Origin of the sequence: Oceanobacillus sp. J11TS1 (assembly GCF_018333215.1) — a bacterium.
Taxonomy (GTDB): Bacteria; Bacillota; Bacilli; order Bacillales; family Amphibacillaceae; genus Oceanobacillus.
Genome location: NZ_BORO01000004.1, coordinates 73019 through 91194, shown reverse-complemented (window position 1 = coordinate 91194; position 18176 = coordinate 73019). Strand labels below are relative to the sequence as shown.

The window sequence follows — 18176 nt, the reverse complement described above, 5'->3', positions numbered from 1 at the left end:
TAGCTTGGCTTATAATTGGCTACCCGTATTCTAGGGAGGTGCTATATTCTAGCATATGAGTTAGAGAGACAAGTTATGAAAAAAACTAAATCCGTAGGCACATATGTGCGAGCTTGTTATAATGGATATGGAAAGAAGGCGGGATAGAATGACATACACACATATATCAGTGAAAAGCGGCTATAGTTTAATGGAGAGCACCATTTCCATCCCAAAGCTCGTTCAAAAAGCAAAAAAGCTTCATTATCAAAACTTGTGTTTAACGGACGAAGCTGTTCTTTACGGTGCTATTTCATTCTATAAAGCATGTATGGAGCAAGGGATTAAACCAATAATTGGGATGACTGTTACGGTTCAGCTAGAAGAGAATGAGGCTGGCAGCCCATTAATTTTGCTGGCAAAGAATAAAGTAGGTTATCAGCAATTATTAAGGCTTAGTACGTATTTACAAACACATCATTTAGATAAATTATCGATTGAACAGTTAGGAGATTTCACAAAAGGCATAATTGGCATTCAATCTGTAAAGCCATTTATGGAAAATAACAACTGTTTTATTGAAACAAATAAAGAACAGCTGTTTCAACAGCTCCAGAAAGTAGAAGCTTGTTTTCTGCGGGGAGAATTTTATGTTGGAATTGATTCGAGTATGCATCACCTTAGTGCATGGAGAGAGGCTTCTTTTTCATATGTGGCTATCCATGAAGTTCTGTACTTAGATGAACAAGATGTCCTAGCTTATGATTGTTTGCAGTCTATGCGCCATGGAGAAAAGTGGGTTCCAAAAAGTAAAGAGTTCTTACCTGCAGGTCACCACTTCGCCTCTTTAGAAGAAATGCAGCAATTATTCCCTGCTTGGCCAGATTTATTGGATAGAACAGAAGAAATTGCAAATAAGTGTACAACCTATTTGAATTTTGATGAACAGCATCTTCCTTCTTTTCCAACACCAAATCAAATACCAGCAGATGTATATCTACGAGAAATCTGTGAAAAAGGGCTTAAGGAACGCTATACAACTATCACAGCTGCGCATAGAGAGCGGCTGGAATATGAATTAGATACCATTATAAAGATGAACTATAGTGATTATTTTTTAATTGTTGCTGATTTTATTCGGTTTGCAAAAAAAAATAATATTATTGTCGGGCCGGGGAGGGGATCATCCGCGGGTTCCATCGTTTCTTATATTTTAGGGATTACGGAAGTTGATCCGCTTAAATACAACCTTTTATTCGAGCGCTTTTTGAACCCGGAGAGACTGACTATGCCCGATATTGACGTAGATTTCTCTGATATTCGTCGTGATGAAGTAATTGATTATGTAAGAGATAAATATGGCAAAGAGCATGTTGCGCAAATAATTACTTTTGGAACATTTGCGACACGTTCTATTCTTCGTGAATTGATGAAAACAATGGACGTTCATGATCAGGATGTGCGTTATATATTACGGGAAATTCAACAGGCTTCTTCTAAAACTATCCCAAGCATTATGCAGACGTCAAAAGAATTGGCGGCGTATGTAAAAGCGTCAGATAAGTTAAAACTTCTTTTTTCGATAGCAATTAAATTAGAGGGGTTACCGAGAAATGTGTCGACGCATGCTGCTGGTGTTGTTATTAGCGAGCATTCTTTAATAGAGGATGTTCCGTTAACAAGCGGAACGGGTGAAACATACTTAACGCAATATGCCATGAAAGAGCTGGAAGAAGTCGGTTTGCTAAAAATGGATTTCTTGGGACTTAGAAATCTTTCACTAATAGAAAGGATTGCTAAGGGGGTTGCTTATAGAGAGAAAAATAATTGGTCTTTAGCTGACATACCAGAGCAAGATGAAAAGACTTTCGCTATGTTGAGAAAAGGACTGACAAGTGGTATTTTTCAATTAGAATCTGCTGGTATGCAAAACGTTCTCAAAGAGCTACAGCCTTCCTCCTTTGAAGATATTGTAGCAGTAAATGCATTGTATCGACCGGGTCCAATGGATTTTATACCTGTCTATATTCGGCGTAAGTTTAACGAAGAGGCCGTTACCTATCCGCATCCGGATTTGGAGCCGATTTTAAAATCTACCTATGGCGTTCTTATATATCAAGAACAGATTATGCAAATTGCTCATCATATTGCTGGATTCAGCCTTGGCGAAGCGGATATTCTAAGAAGGGCAGTAAGTAAAAAGAACAAAGACATTATGCGGCAACAAGAAGAGGCTTTTATAAAAGGATGTTTAAATAAAGGTTATTCCAAGGCAGTGGCCGGGGAAATTTTCAGTTGGATTGTTCGTTTTTCGAATTATGGATTTCCAAGAAGCCATGCAGTAGCATACAGTAAGATATCTTATCAGTTAAGCTTTTTAAAAGCGCATTATCCAGAAGTATTCTTTGCATGCCTATTAACAGATGCAAAAAATCAGCCTGATAAGCTATCTGCTTATCAGGAATCACTGAGAGAGTCTGACATTAAGATACTTGCCCCGCATATTAATAAAAGCTACCATCAATTTACTGTTGAAAAAAAGAATATCCGTGTAGGGTTAGCTGCTGTCAAAGGGATCAGTCATCAAGCATTAGTCCATATTTTAGAGGTGAGAAAAGAAGCACTATTTGCCAGTTTTTTTGATTTCTGTATGCGGGTTGACGGAAAAAAGGTGAACCGGGCTACAATTAGAAATCTTGTCTTAACAGGTGCGTTTGATAGCTTCCATAAGAATCGAGCAAGTTTGATAGCTTCCATTGAGCCAGCTCTCGAGCAAAAAGAACTTTTCCAAGGAATGCTTGAGGAAGCTTCCTTGTTTCATGCTGAGCTGGAGTATGTGGAGATAGAGGACTATACCATGATACAGAAGCTTACTTATGAAAAAGAATTGATCGGCATGTATGTCTCGAATCATCCATTTGAAAGTTATCGAGATTTACTAAGGGCCAATGGAATCATTACTTTAAAGCAGGCGGGACATTTTGTAGGTGAGAGAAAAGAAATTTATACCGTTGGTGTTGTGGAAGAAATCAAGGTAATTCGTACGAAACGCGGGGAAAGGATGGCTTTTTTAACGGTAACAGACGAAGATAAAAAAATGGATGCCGTTATTTTCCCGGATTTATTTCGAGAAGTGGCTAATCAGTTGTATGAAGAACAAATGATTTGGATGCGTGTTTCTGCAGAGGAAAGGAATCAGAAGCAACAATTAGTTATAAAAGAGTTAGCGACATTAGATTTCTCGGAAATAGGCATACCAAACACCAAAAAATTATACATTCGAATGACAAACCAAGATAAAAGCAGTGTCTTAAGCTATTTGAAGCATTTAGCCGACCATCATCCAGGAAAAACGCCTGTGATTGTGTATGATCCTATCAAAAAAGAAACGTATCGTCTTGCAAATAGTTATGCTTTACAGCTGAATGAAAAAGAATTAAGGCAGCTAAAAAAATATTTTGGAAATGAAAATGTAGTGGAAAAATAATAAACATACAGGTTGTAGTGGAAAGCTGAAATGAGTGAAGAAATATATGGGCTCTGGGACTGGGTGTTTACTACACCCAAACCCGGCGTCGCAGGTATTTTAGGATGGGAGCAGGACGAAATCAATCTCAATGGGGAAACGACTTCTCTGCTCTCTTTTCCTATCGTGATAGCGCGAAGTATTCAGATTATATAGAAGATATAAATTTTAAATACGTAGTTACTTTACACAGGGTTACCATCTGTTATAATAAAGGAGATTTAGGTAGCTTGCCCATATTTGTAAGCGGATTAATTGTACATATTAATGTATTTAAAGGAGCGGGATTCAGGTGGTAAATCTACGAGATGAAGCATTACATTTACACAAACTGAAGCAGGGGAAATTAGAAGTGCATACAAAGGTTCCATTAAGCAATAAAGATGATTTAAGCTTAGCGTATTCTCCAGGGGTAGCAGAACCTTGTAAAGAAATTTATGAGCGGAAAGAAACTGTCTACGATTATACGATGAAAGGGAATATGGTAGCTGTAGTAAGTGATGGATCTGCTGTTTTAGGACTTGGTAATATTGGTGCAGAAGCTTCTTTGCCAGTTATGGAAGGGAAGGCAGTTTTATTTAAAGGTTTCGCAGGTGTAGATGCATTTCCAATATGTCTTGATACGCAGGATGTTGATAAAATTGTTGAGACGGTTAAATTGATGGAACCAACATTTGGCGGTGTGAATCTGGAAGATATTGCAGCTCCCAATTGCTTTATTATCGAAGATCGATTGAAAAGTGAAACAAATATACCTATCTTTCATGATGATCAGCATGGTACAGCGATTGTAACTGTTGCTGGTTTAATGAATGCCCTAAAACTAGTAAATAAAGATTTCTCTAATATAAAAGTTGTTGCCAATGGCGCAGGCGCAGCAGGGATTGCTATCATCCGTTTATTAAAAAGTTTAGGTGTCCATGACATGATTATGTGTGATTCTAGAGGGGCTATTTATGAGGGGCGCCCCAATGGAATGAACCGTGTAAAAGAAACTGTTGCTAAATATACGAACGCACAGAAAATAGAAGGAAGCTTAGAAGATGTTTTAGAAGGTGCCGACGTATTCATTGGTGTTTCAGTAGGCGGAGCTTTAACCAAAGAAATGGTAAGGAAGATGAATGATGATGCGATAATTTTTGCTATGGCAAATCCAGATCCAGAAATATTGCCAGCCGATGCCAAAGAAGCAGGGGCGCGAGTCATTGGTACAGGCCGATCTGACTTCGCAAACCAAGTAAATAATGTGCTTGCTTTTCCAGGAATTTTCAGAGGGGCATTGGATGTCAGGGCAACGCGAATTAATGAAGAAATGAAAATTGCTGCTGCAGAGGGGATTGCCTCGTTAATCTCAGAAGAACATTTACATGAGGATTATGTTATTCCTTCTCCTTTTGATGATAGAGTTGCACCATTGGTAGCCAAGCATGTAGCTGAAGCAGCTATGAAATCTGGTGTAGCACGTATTCAGGTTGATCCTGAAGAAGTAGCCGAAAAGACAAGACGTTTAACAAAGCAAAATAATAAATAATAAGAGGCTGTTCCATCTAAATTTTATAAGTAATGAAAATCATCCCCTGAAACATTTTTGCTTGAATAGAAAGATGTTTTGGGGATGTTTCATGATAAGAGATAAATTAAGAAGTTGTTGTTCAAAGTCCAATAAGAATGAAACTTCGAATTTTTTACTTTAAGAAAAATCTAGTTAAAATGTGTTTACTATTTTATTTTGCAATTCATGGAACATTGATTTGATTACGAATCCTTTCCTGCCAGTCACCCCTATATTTTGGTGAAGAGCCATGCTTTTCTAATATATTTTTTAGTTGATAGAGACAACCTGATTGCGTGACTTGGAATCTGGTGTTAATCTATTTGTTGGGCATCTGAAAATGTGTCTTTAAAGAATACGGTGAATAAAGGCCGATAAGTTCGAGGCAGCGCGATTTCCAGCTAGTTGTAGGTATACTTTTGATATGAGTAGCGCATTTGCGGGACGTGTAATCGCAATGACTCAAGACGCTGTCTTTTTAGGAGTATGACCTGATCCCGATACGTCATTTTTTGGATTTTTGAACATCCGCTGAAAGTAAAATCACTTTCATTTTTATGGAATAACTATTATAACTCGGCAAAATAGTTTACAATAGTAAAATAAGAAATTGCTCTTATCGAAAGCTCTATTTGAATACTAGATAATATATGCAACGAATTTTATTGTGGAGAACCGTCTCTGATCGTCTATCTCAAAATAGAGAGGGAGGGCGTTAGGTGAACGAACTTTTTGATTCCTTCAAACCAAGAACGCTTTTGCTAGGACGGAGATCCCTTAGTCCCACGATACGAGTTATTTAAGCTTTTCACCTCACGAAGATGTTAGCTTGTTTTCCTTCATCGTTGGGGCGGACCTTCCAATGAGGGAAGTTTTGTTCTATATATGCAGATATTCTAGTAGCAGAAAAAGGGGGGATAATCTTGCCACTCAAAGATTTTTTCGGCAAGCGTAAAAAGTATGCATCAATCCCGAGCGAGAAAGCAAAGGTGGATGTTCCAGAAGGTTTAATGCAGAAATGTGATAATTGTAAACAAATCTATTATCGAAAAGAAATAATAAAATCTTTATATGTTTGTCCAAATTGTGGATATCATCATCCAATGACAGCATGGGCAAGAATAGAAAGTCTATTCGATGAAGGAACATTTGAAGAGTGGGATGCAGGTCTAACCTCTGCTAATCCGCTTGATTTCCCTGATTACGAGAATAAGATTAAGAAGGATCGTCAGAAAACGGATCTTAACGAAGGTGTCGTTACTGGCACAGGTGCGATTAACGATAACAAGATTGCATTTGCTGTGATGGATTCGCATTTTCGTATGGGGAGTATGGGGTCAGCAATTGGAGAAAAAATAACAAGAGCAATTGAAAAAGCTAGAAAAGAGTCTATTCCGTTTGTTATATTTACAGCGTCTGGTGGTGCGCGTATGCAAGAAGGGCTATTGAGCTTAATGCAAATGGCAAAAACTTCATTTGCTGTCAAACGATTTAGAGATAGCGGGAATTTAATGATTTCTGTAATGACTCATCCAACAACTGGTGGCGTATCTGCAAGTTTTGCGTCTATTGGGGATTATAACTTTGCAGAACCAGGAGCATTAATTGGCTTTGCAGGCAGAAGGATTATTGAACAGACTATTCGGGAAAAATTACCGAATGATTTTCAAACAGCAGAATTTCAGTTAGCGCATGGTCAAGTAGATAAGGTTATTCACCGCCATGATATGAAGACAACGCTTGGGAAGATTCTTTCCTTGCATGCGGATGGGAGGTAATCTAAAGTGGCGCAAATATTAGAATTTGAAAAGCCAATCTTTAATTTGAAAGAAAAAATTAAAGAGCTCAAGTCATTTACAGAAAACAGCGAAATTGATTTGAAAGATGAGATTCAGACACTAGAAGAACGCTTGGAAAAACTGGAAGAAGACATTTATGGTAACTTAAAGCCTTGGAATCGTGTCCAAATGGCAAGGCATCCGGATCGTCCTACTACATTAGATTATGTAGAGAGATTATTTGAAGACTTTATCGAGTTTCATGGAGATCGTTTTTTTGGTGAGGATGAAGCAATTGTTTCAGGAATTGCGTATTATAAAAATCAACCAGTAACAGTGATTGGACATCAGCGAGGAAAAGACACAAAAGAAAATATTCAGCGCAATTTTGGAATGCCACATCCGGAAGGTTATCGAAAAGCACTGCGCCATATGAAACAAGCCGAGAAATTCCATCGACCAATTATTACTTTTATAGATACAAAAGGGGCCTATCCGGGTAAAGCTGCTGAAGAAAGAGGGCAGAGTGAAGCTATTGCCAAGAATTTAATGGAAATGGCTGGTTTAACAGTTCCTATTGTATGTATTGTTATAGGAGAAGGTGGAAGTGGCGGTGCGCTGGGAATCGGTGTTGGAAACCATGTTCACATGCTGGAGAACGCTACATATTCCGTTATATCTCCAGAAGGTGCAGCTTCCATTCTTTGGAAGGATGCAGGTGAAGCGCAACGTGCTGCTGAATCCATGCAGATTACAGCTCCAGACTTGAAAAAACTAGATGTGATTGACCAAGTTATTCCAGAACCAAAAGGTGGCGCGCATCGGGATATCGACGCGCAGGCTGCTTTCATAGATCGAGTGCTTGAAAAATCACTAAATGAGTTAAATAAATTGTCACCTGAGGATATTGTAGAGGAAAGATGGCAAAAATATAAGAAGATAGGTTCATTTCAAACGGTATAAATATCGTTTATAAAGGCTGAGAATGAATATCAGCCTTTATTTTGTTTTGGATTATAATGAAAGAATCATGTAAAATGGATAGAGTGGTGGACGAAAGATAAAGAATCAATAATCGCTTATTTCTATATTTTGGTTTATAATTGCTATCTCTCATGATTTTCTTTATCTTTATTTATATAAGTGCATGTTCGGGTGTTTTAAAACTATCAATGAGGGAACTTAAGCAAAAGAGTATACCTGTCCAATAACAGTTGTCTTGTATTTAGTGAGGTCAACAGATTGGTCGACCTTAACACGTTGAACATGCTTAAAATAAAGCTGTACATTGCAATACATTAACAATGAGGTGAGAAATAAATGAAAAAAATTGGGGTTTTAACTAGTGGTGGCGATGCACCTGGTATGAATGCTGCTATTCGTGCAGTTGTAAGAAAAGCCATCTATCATGACATGGAAGTAATCGGCGTGAAAAATGGTTATCAAGGTCTAATGGATGGTAATTTTGAACAGATGCATCTCGGTTCTGTCGGTGATATTATTCACCGTGGAGGCACTATTTTATTTTCAGCAAGAAGCAATGAATTTAAAACAGATGAAGGACAGCTAAAAGCAATTGAACAAATGAAAAAATCTGGTATCGAAGGTTTGATTGTAATTGGCGGTGATGGCAGTTTTAAAGGAGCGCAAAAGCTGACAGAAAAGGGGATTCCTTGTATAGGTGTACCAGGAACTATTGATAATGATATTGCAGGAACAGATTTTACGATTGGATTTGACACCTCTCTCAATACGATTATTGATGCTGTAGACAAAGTCCGTGATACAGCAACATCCCACGAACGTACCTATGTCATTGAAGTTATGGGGCGCGATGCAGGTGATTTAGCATTATGGGCTGGTCTCTCTGTTGGTGCTGAGAGTATTCTTATTCCAGAACAAAAAGACGAGTTCTCTAATATTGTTGAACGATTAAATCGAGGACACAAGCGTGGTAAAAAACACAGTATAATTCTGCTTGCAGAAGGTGTTGGGAACGGATTTGAAGTCGGGAAACGTATTGAAGAAGCTACAAATCTGGAAACAAGAGTTACTGTACTAGGACACATTCAAAGAGGTGGATCGCCAACTGGACAAGATAGAGTATTAGCAAGCCGACTCGGTGCTGCAGCTGTAGAACTGCTTTTAAATAATAAAGGTGGACGTATGGTTGGAATCCAAAACAATCAAATTGTCGATAATGATATTAATGACATCTTAAAATTAGAACATCATATTAACAAAGAGATGTTCCAGTTATCCAAAGAGCTTTCTATCTAAAGAAAGCCAAGGAATTAGGTTTAATTTAAGGAGGAAACAAAATGAGAAATACAAAAATTGTTTGTACAATTGGCCCGGCATCAGAATCAATAGAGAAATTGGAGAAGCTTATCGACGCAGGTATGAATGTTGCACGTCTAAACTTTTCACATGGAGATTACGATGAGCACGGCGGAAGAATCAAAAATATTCGCGAAGCAGCTGCTAAGAAAAACAAAACAGTAGCTATCCTTCTTGATACAAAAGGCCCTGAAATTCGTACAGGAAACTTTAAAGAAGGAAGAGCAGATATTGTTCAAGGGAAAGAAGTAATTATTTCCATGACTGAAGTAGAAGGTACTGCTGAACGGTTTTCTATTACGTATGATGGATTAATCAACGATGTTCATGAAGGATCTAAAATCTTATTGGATGATGGTCTTATTGAATTAGAAGTAACAGGAATAAACCAAGAAAAAGGGGAAATTGTTACTGTTGCGTTAAACTCTGGAGAAATTAAAAATAAAAAAGGTGTTAACGTACCAAATGTATCTGTAAATCTTCCGGGAATTACAGATAAAGATACAAATGACATTATCTTCGGGATTGAACAAGGCGTAGATTTTATTGCGGCATCTTTTGTTCGCCGACCATCTGATGTGTTAGAAATTAAAGAAGTATTAGAGCAGCACAATGCAGACCATATTCAAATCATCCCTAAGATTGAAAACCAAGAGGGTGTCGATAATATCGACAGCATCCTAGAAGTTAGTGATGGTTTAATGGTGGCACGTGGAGACCTTGGTGTTGAAATCCCAGCTGAAGATGTGCCGCTTGTGCAGAAGAAATTGATTAAACAATGTAATACAGCAGGAAAACCAGTTATTACTGCTACACAAATGTTAGATTCGATGCAACGCAACCCTCGTCCGACCCGTGCAGAAGCTTCTGACGTTGCCAATGCAATTTTTGATGGTACAGACGCAATCATGCTATCTGGTGAAACAGCAGCTGGAGCTTATCCAGTCGAGTCTGTACAAACAATGAGTAATATTGCTCTAAAAGCAGAATCTGCATTAGATCACAAAGCGATTTTAGAAGAGCGTTCTAAAAATGTTGATATGAAAATCAGAGAAGCAATCACACAATCTGTTTCCCATACAGCATATAACTTAAATATTGGTACCATTATTACACCAACGGAAAGTGGATCTACAGCTAGAATGGTTTCAAAATATCGTCCAAGAGCAACGATTCTTGCAGTAACTGTGGACGAAGTGGTTAACCGCCAGCTTTCTCTTGTATGGGGTGTGCACGCAGTTCAAGGTACACAAACAAAGTCAACTGATGAAATGTTAGAAGTAGCAGTAACCCAAGGACTTAACTCTGGTGTATGCAAGCGTGGCGATACAGTAATGGTCGTTGCAGGAGTGCCAGTAGGTGAAAAAGGTACAACAAACCTATTGAAAGTCCATGTTATTGGTGATGTTATTGCAACAGGTCAAGGTATTGGCAGAAATAGTGCATACGGTCATGTTGTATTTGCCAAAAATAACGAAGAAGCATTATCTCGTGTGGAGGAAGGAGACATCCTTGTAACACATGCAACGGAAAAAGAAATGATGCCGGCAATTGAAAAAGCAGCTGCAGTTATTACCGAAGAAGGCGGTCTGACTTCTCATGCGGCAGTAGTTGGAGTAAGTCTTGGAATTCCTGTTATCGTAGGCGTAGAGAATGTTTTTGAACGATTAGAAGATGGTCAAGACATTACGGTAGATAGCAGCCGTGGACAGGTATATGCTGGACATGCAGGTGTACTATAGAATAATAATAATATGAATGCAAAACCCTCGATACATATTCGAGGGTTTTGTTTCACATTAGGAATAAATAAAGTTTTAGTAAGTGTTTTTGATGGGGTTAATGTATTCCGCGTCAATGTAGAGAGGATGTTGAAAATGAGAAATAAACACTTTCTTCTAGCATTTATTATTATCCCAGCGATAGAAATTGGCATATTTTTATGGTTAAGTCATCTGATTGGTGTTCTATGGGTCATAGGGTTAATTATTGGAACAGGTATTTTAGGTGTTTTTCTTGCTAGATATCAAGGTATCGAAGTATTTAAACGAGCACAACTGCAACTACAGAGAGGTGTGCCTCCAACTGATGAAATTCTAGATGGAGCAGCGACGATGCTTGGCGCATTTCTCCTTATTATCCCAGGTTTTGTTTTAGACATCGTTGGTTTGCTATTATTAATCCCATGGACAAGAAAGAAATTCAGAAAGCAATTAAAGAAAATTGCGATGCAGTTTTTGGGCAGAAATACGATCATTTATCGCCGCTGGTAATTAACCTTTAATATAAAGCCATAATTGCTGAAACACACCAGATTTATTGATAGCAAGAATCACAACCAAAATAATTGGTGAAATAATAAATCCAAGGATGCCGAACCACTGGATTCCTAAAAACATACCAATAAGCATAATTAAAGGCGAAATGCCAATAGATGTAGCTACGATTTTAGGTTCGATAAGCTGCCTGATGATAATGATAAGTGCATAAAGAATAGACAGGCCAATTGTTAAAGGATAATTGAAGGAAAAAAAACTAAATAGTATCCAAGGTAAAACAATAATTCCAATTCCTAAATAAGGGATAAAGTCAGCTATTGCAGCAAATAAAACAATCGTAAAAGCATGTTCTACTTGAAGGATTAAAAGACCTGCACACAAGATAACAGCAGAAATACAAACTAATATAAATTGTGCTCTAAAATAGCCAATCACAGCTTTCGACAGCTGCGTTTTTATATTTTTATAGTGCGCGTACCAATTAGAAGGTAACACTTTATGAAACTTTCTTTGAATGTTATCGAAATCATAACTAATCATAAAAGTAGCTAGTACAATAAAAATAAAAACAGCGAATGAATTTGGTAATACAATCAGAAAATTAGCTGTTTGTTGCAAAAGCAATTGAAAGAAATGAGTCAGCGCTGTAGTAATGGACGCTGTAAAAGAATCGATATACTCAGAAACCTCAAAACGATAGTCGACTTGTAGTGTATTTAGTACGGAGAGTAATTGTTCATACAAAGGTAAAATTCGACTATCTAAAAACAGCTGGAACTGTTCCATCGTATGATGAAAATAAGAAGGAAGCCTGTCCGATAAATAAAGGATACCCTGATAGACTTCACTGACTAAAAAGAATAAAGATAAAATAAACAAGCTAATAAAAATAATAAAAGTAGTTATTAAAGCTAGCAATCTAGGCATTTTAAGTTTATCAACAAACCAGTTGATAAAAGGTTGAAAGAGGAAAGATAAGAAAAATGCTATCAAAATAGGATATATATAAGGAAATAGTATATAACAAACAAAAATACTGCTAATTAAAATGACTATAATAACGAGGGTGCGCGTAAATTGACCGATGATTTTTGATTGCATTCTGTATCCTCCAAGTAAAAGATCTTATTTAAAACTATGAACTTCAGTGAGAAAATAGAAGTAGTAAGGTGTTTAAACCAAGCTTTAGGGGGGAAAACCAACTAAAAATGGGTGAATCTAACAGTTATTAATAAAATTTAAACGGTTTCAATTCACATTCCACCAATAATCATTTATAATGATAATTGGGCAGACAAAAAAGATTTCTTTCATCGAAGTAAAGGGTACAGCTAAAGATAATCTATTTCGTGTTTGTTTAAAAAGTAGAATAATAAATTCATTAATTCGTAAGTTTCAAATAAATTGGTTCCACGTTTTATCATCCGCTAAACGCGCGTTCCATCGCTTGAATACACGAGCTGAAAATTTAGTTTCCTTGATTGATTATTCCTACATCGTTTTAAACAGCCAAATACTTAGTTTGTCACCCTTGTATTGTTTTATATGATATGGATATGCCATATCTTGATTAATTGGAGAGGGAGAGGGTAATATGTCAACATCGACAAAAGGATTAGAAAATATAGTTGCAACGCAATCAGCAATTAGTTCGATCATTGATGATCAACTGTCCTATGTGGGTTATAAAATTGATGATTTAGCTGAAAATTCCAGTTTTGAAGAAATTATTTATTTACTTTGGAATCAAAAGCTTCCGACAAAACATGAATTAGATGCGTTAAAGGCTGATTTGGCAAAAAACATGACAATTTCAAATGCAATCATCGACCATTTACGTTCTTATGATTTAAAGCGCGTTCACCCGATGGCAGCTTTGCGGACAGCGGTTTCATTATTAGGTGTTTCTGATGAGGAAGCAGATGAAATGGATGAAGCGGCTAATAAACGAAAAGCTATTCGTATTCAAGCTAAAATTGCTTCTATTGTAGCAGCCTTTGCAAGAATTCGAGATGGGAAAGATCCAGTTCAACCAAAAGAAAACTTAAGTTATGCAGCCAACTTCTTATATATGCTGAATGGCGAAGAACCAAAAGATATTGAGATAGAAGCAATCAATAAAGCGCTAGTTCTTCATGCAGATCATGAATTAAATGCATCTACTTTTACAGCTCGCGTGTGCGTCGCAACACTTTCAGATATTTATTCAGGATTGGTGGCGGCTATTGGAGCTTTAAAAGGACCTTTACATGGCGGTGCCAATGAAAATGTAATGAAGATGCTGCAGGAAATTGGTGAGGAAGAAAATGCCATCCCATACATTAAAGAAAAGTTGGAAAATAAGGAAAAAATTATGGGGATGGGGCACCGTGTATATCGTAATGGCGATCCGAGAGCTAAATTCTTAAAAGAAATGTCCAAACAGCTAACAAAGCTAACAGGCCAAGAAAAATGGTATAATATGTCTGTCACTATTGAAGATTATGTTAAAGAGCATAAAGGTTTACCGGCGAACGTTGATTTTTATAGCGCTTCTGTTTATCACAGCTTAGGAATCGATGAAGATTTATTTACACCGATTTTTGCAATAAGCAGAACTTCTGGTTGGATAGCCCATATTCTAGAACAATATGCAGATAACCGATTAATCCGTCCTCGTGCAGAATATAATGGACCAGATTTGCAAGAATATGTAGCTATTGAACAAAGAGGCTAATACTATTAAAATGTAGTAGAATCAAAGTAGGAATTATTATCAGGAGGTTTTATCTATGACACAAGGTGAAAAAATTGTAGTAGAAAATGGCGAATTGAATGTACCAAATCAACCAATCATTCCATTTATTGAAGGCGATGGGACAGGCCCGGATATTTGGGCTGCTGCTCGCCGTGTAATCGAAGCGTCAGTTGAAAAAGCTTACAATGGTGAAAAAGAAATTGAGTGGTTAGAAGTATATGCTGGCCAAAAAGCATTTGATAAAACAGGTGAATGGTTGCCACAAGATACTCTAGATAAAATCAATGAATACAAGATTGCTATTAAAGGACCTTTAACAACTCCAATTGGAGGAGGAATCCGCTCTCTTAACGTAGCTTTACGTCAAGAATTAGATTTATTTACTTGCCTCCGTCCAGTACGTTATTTTGAAGGTGTGCCATCTCCAGTAAAACGTCCAGAAGATGTGGATATGGTTATCTTCCGTGAAAACACAGAGGATATTTATGCAGGTATCGAGTGGCAAAAAGGTTCTGACGATGTGAAGAAAGTTCTTGACTTCTTAAAGAATGAAATGGGAGTAAATAAAGTACGCTTTCCGGAAACATCCGGCATCGGTATTAAACCTGTATCTGAAGAAGGTACAAAACGTATTGTCCGCGCAGCAATTAATTATGCATTAAGCGAAGGACGTAAGAGTGTTACTTTAGTACATAAAGGTAACATAATGAAATTTACAGAAGGGGCTTTCAAAAACTGGGGATATGAAGTTGCTGAAGATGAATTCGGTGATAAAGTATTTACTTGGGCTGAGTATGATCGCATTGTAGAAGCTGAAGGTAAAGATGCAGCAAACAAAGCACAGGATGATGCATTAGCAGCTGGTAAAATCCTTATCAAAGATTCTATTGCAGATATCTTTTTACAACAAATTCTTACTCGTCCAAAAGAATTTGATGTGGTAGCAACAATGAACCTAAATGGTGACTATATCTCTGATGCGCTAGCAGCACAAGTTGGGGGAATTGGTATTGCTCCAGGAGCAAACATTAACTATGATACTGGACATGCTATTTTTGAAGCAACACACGGTACTGCTCCTAAATATGCAGGATTAGATAAAGTTAACCCATCTTCTGTTATTCTATCTGCTGTATTAATGCTAGAGCATTTAGAGTGGAGAGAAGCAGCTGATTTAATTACAAAATCAATGGATAAAACAATTGGTTCTAAAGTTGTAACTTATGACTTTGCACGTCTTATGGACGGAGCAACAGAAGTGAAATGCTCTGAGTTCGCTGATGAATTAATTAAGAACATGGAAGCCTAATAAATAGAATAGATGAATAGTAGAACGGGAAAGGTTCTTATGGCCTAACCGAAATAAAAGAAAATGTTTGTGGTGACGAAATTTCGGTACTGCAAGCATTTTCTTTAAATCTATATTTTTAAATAAAGTTTGAGGAGGAAGCAACATGGTTTCTAGACGTAAAAAAATTTCTGTTATTGGGTCTGGGTTTACAGGGGCAACAACGGCATTAATGGTTGCGCAAAAAGAATTAGGCGATGTTGTTCTTGTTGATATTCCTGATATGGAGGACCCGACAAAAGGAAAAGCGTTGGATATGGCAGAAGCAGCTCCGGTTCAAGGTTTTGATGCAAAAATAACAGGTACTGCAAATTATACGGACACAAAGAATTCTGATTTAGTTATTATTACTGCTGGGATTGCACGGAAACCAGGAATGAGCCGGGATGATTTGGTGAATACAAATGCCAAAATAATGACTGCGGTTACAAAGGAAGTTGTGAAGTACTCTGAGGATACAACAATTATTGTACTGACCAATCCAGTAGATGCTATGACCTATACAGTTTATAAAGCTTCCGGGCTTCCAAAAGAACGTGTTATAGGCCAATCAGGAGTTCTGGACACGGCTCGTTTTAGAGCATTTGTCGCAGAGGAATTAAATCTCTCCGTAAAAGATATTACTGGATTTGTCCTCGGCGGTCACGGAGATGATATGGTACCACTTATTCGCTATTCCTATGCAGGTGGTATTCCGCTTGAGAAGCTGATATCTAAAGAGCGACTAGAGCAGATTGTACAGCGAACCCGCACTGGCGGTGGCGAAATCGTTAATCTTTTAGGTAATGGAAGTGCGTATTATGCGCCTGCTGCATCTTTAACAGTAATGGCAGAAGCAATATTAAAAGACCAACGCCGGATACTACCGTCCATTGCTTATTTAGAAGGAGAATATGGATATCATGACATTTACCTAGGTGTCCCAACGGTGCTCGGTGGAAAAGGAATAGAGGAAGTTATCGCGCTGGACTTGACAGAGGAGGAGAAAAAACAATTAGATAAATCAGCAGAATCCGTGAAAAAAGTAATCGATATTCTCAATAAACGTCTTAGCAAACACACAATGGCAGCGTTTCAATCATTGTGTGTTTTAATTTCTTTGTATCCTCTAACTTCATTGTTGCATAGGCTACTATACACATTGAAGGAGAGGATGCGGAATAAGATGAGTTTAACTGTCGCACACTTACTGTATGGTTTTTTCGCGTTGCTTATTTTAGCGACAATGATATTCCGAAGAGGGATTGTGCTTCCGAGTTTATTAGGTACGTTTGTTATTGCATGCGCTTATAAGGGGAGTATTATCAGCGGTTTTATGGCTATTTTTTATGCCAATTTAGTAGCCGCGCAAGAACTATTCAGCATCTTTTTGATTATTACTTTTATGCTAGCTTTATTAAATGCATTAAAGGATTTACAAGCGGATGTGCTTATGATTCAGCCGATTCAAAAGATCATGATTAATGGACATCTTTCTTATTTTGTGTTAATCATCGTGACGTATTTAATTTCCTTGTTTTTCTGGCCGACACCAGCTGTACCGCTTATCTGCGCTTTACTTGTTCCGGCTGCAATACGTTCTGGGCTTCCCGCAATTACAGCAGCAGTTGCGATTACCATTGCAGGTCAAGGGATGGCATTATCTTCTGATTATATTGTTCAGGTAGCACCAGCTCTATCCGCTGCCGCAGCCGGTGTAGAAACTTCGGCCGTTGCAGATCGGTCGTTAGTTCTTTCACTGATTACTGGAGTTATTGCATCGGTGTTAGCGTATTTATTCTATCGAAAATCAATACGTTCAAAGGGAGATTCAAGAAATCAAGAAGAAGCTGCACAAATTCAAGACTATGATTCTTCAGGACACAAATCGGCTTCAAAATATTTGATGCAATGGAGACGTATTTTTGCCTGGCTGGTTCCAATAGTTTTACTTTTAGTGGTTGGCTATATGCTTTATAATAAATTTTTTGGTCCAAGTGATTTGGTTGGTGGAGAAGGAGCTGCCCTTGTCGGGGGTGTAGCAGTTATTTTATTACTGCTTGCTACAGGCGTATTTGGGAAGCAAAATGCGTTAGATTATGTAGGAAATCATATTACAAATGGATTTGTTTTTGCTTTTAAAGCAATGGGGCCAGTTATTCCTATCGCAGGATTTTTCTTTTTGGGAAGCGCTGAATTTTCTAAGGGAATTTTACTTGTGGAAGAAGCACCATCTTTCTTGTTTGATATTGTTTCCTCTATACAGGCTTTCCTTCCAGAAAGTTCGGTGTTTGCAGCCTTTAGTTTATTATTTGTAGGAATTATCACTGGTTTAGATGGTTCGGGATTTTCTGGATTGCCGTTAACTGGAGCTTTAGCTGCATCGTTGGAATCTGCTTCCATAGATGCAAGTACCTTAGCTGCAATTGGTCAGCTTGGAGCTATTTGGACTGGTGGAGGAGCATTAATCGCGTGGTCTTCGCTTATAGCCGTTGCAGGATTTTGTGGTGTTTCAGCAATGGAGTTAGTCCGGAAAAACTTTTTTCCTGTAATAATTGGTCTTTCTATAGCGACAATCGCTGCGGTTATTCTCTTTTAATAATAAGAAAATGAAATTGTATGGGTTAGATTGCATTCCGTGTATAGATTCTAACTCAT

At 37.7% G+C, this 18176-nt stretch carries 10 protein-coding genes and 2 pseudogenes; 11 read left to right on the top strand and 1 reads right to left on the bottom strand.

Translation table 11 applies throughout. The features are described 5' to 3' along the window. Nucleotides 1-148: 148 nt before the first annotated feature. The 7 genes from dnaE (at nt 149) to KI343_RS04785 (ending at nt 11448) form a co-directional block, all read left to right on the top strand. Nucleotides 149-3466 carry a DNA polymerase III subunit alpha gene (dnaE, locus tag KI343_RS04815; protein ID WP_212925305.1) on the top strand — a complete coding sequence of 1106 codons (3318 nt, stop codon included), beginning with the start codon at nt 149-151 and terminating at the stop codon, nt 3464-3466. 331 nt (nt 3467-3797) lie between these two features. Further along, entirely contained in the window at nt 3798-5036 is a 1239-nt protein-coding gene (gene ystJ / locus KI343_RS04810; protein WP_212925304.1) for an NADP-dependent malic enzyme, read from the top strand. Nucleotides 5037-5980: 944 nt separating this feature from the next. After that, entirely contained in the window at nt 5981-6835 is an 855-nt protein-coding gene (gene accD / locus KI343_RS04805) for an acetyl-CoA carboxylase, carboxyltransferase subunit beta (protein WP_212925303.1), read from the top strand. A gap of 6 nt (nt 6836-6841) precedes the next feature. Continuing rightward, entirely contained in the window at nt 6842-7798 is a 957-nt protein-coding gene (gene accA, locus KI343_RS04800; protein ID WP_212925302.1) for an acetyl-CoA carboxylase carboxyl transferase subunit alpha, read from the top strand. A gap of 357 nt (nt 7799-8155) precedes the next feature. Then, nucleotides 8156-9115, top strand: coding sequence for a 6-phosphofructokinase (pfkA, locus tag KI343_RS04795; RefSeq protein WP_212925301.1), 960 nt, complete (start codon nt 8156-8158; stop codon nt 9113-9115). A 41-nt stretch (nt 9116-9156) separates the two neighbouring features. Continuing rightward, the gene (pyk, locus tag KI343_RS04790) at nt 9157-10917 is read left to right on the top strand and encodes a pyruvate kinase (protein WP_212925300.1); all 1761 of its coding nucleotides are present in this window, start codon (nt 9157-9159) and stop codon (nt 10915-10917) included. A gap of 135 nt (nt 10918-11052) precedes the next feature. Beyond that, the gene (locus KI343_RS04785; RefSeq protein WP_212925299.1) at nt 11053-11448 is read left to right on the top strand and encodes an FxsA family protein; all 396 of its coding nucleotides are present in this window, start codon (nt 11053-11055) and stop codon (nt 11446-11448) included. Here the strand turns inward: KI343_RS04785 and ytvI are convergent, their stop codons facing one another. Continuing rightward, on the bottom strand, nt 11449-12555 hold the full coding sequence (gene ytvI / locus KI343_RS04780) for a sporulation integral membrane protein YtvI (protein ID WP_212925298.1): 1107 nt from the start codon (nt 12553-12555) through the stop codon (nt 11449-11451). It abuts the gene before it with no gap. Nucleotides 12556-13048: 493 nt separating this feature from the next. Here ytvI and citZ point away from each other — a divergent pair, with 493 nt between their 5' ends. The 4 genes and pseudogenes from citZ to KI343_RS04760 all read left to right on the top strand — a co-directional run bounded on the left by citZ (nt 13049) and on the right by KI343_RS04760 (nt 18117). Further along, nucleotides 13049-14170: a citrate synthase gene (gene citZ, locus KI343_RS04775; protein ID WP_212925297.1), complete on the top strand. Its 1122-nt coding sequence runs from the start codon at nt 13049-13051 to the stop codon at nt 14168-14170. Nucleotides 14171-14219: 49 nt separating this feature from the next. After that, nucleotides 14220-15500, top strand: a pseudogene (gene icd / locus KI343_RS04770) (NADP-dependent isocitrate dehydrogenase); the annotation flags it as partial. A 145-nt stretch (nt 15501-15645) separates the two neighbouring features. After that, a pseudogene (gene mdh, locus KI343_RS04765) lies at nt 15646-16581 on the top strand (malate dehydrogenase); the annotation flags it as partial. A 123-nt stretch (nt 16582-16704) separates the two neighbouring features. After that, nucleotides 16705-18117: a hypothetical protein gene (locus tag KI343_RS04760; protein ID WP_212925431.1), complete on the top strand. Its 1413-nt coding sequence runs from the start codon at nt 16705-16707 to the stop codon at nt 18115-18117. The last annotated feature ends 59 nt before the right edge of the window (nt 18118-18176 follow it).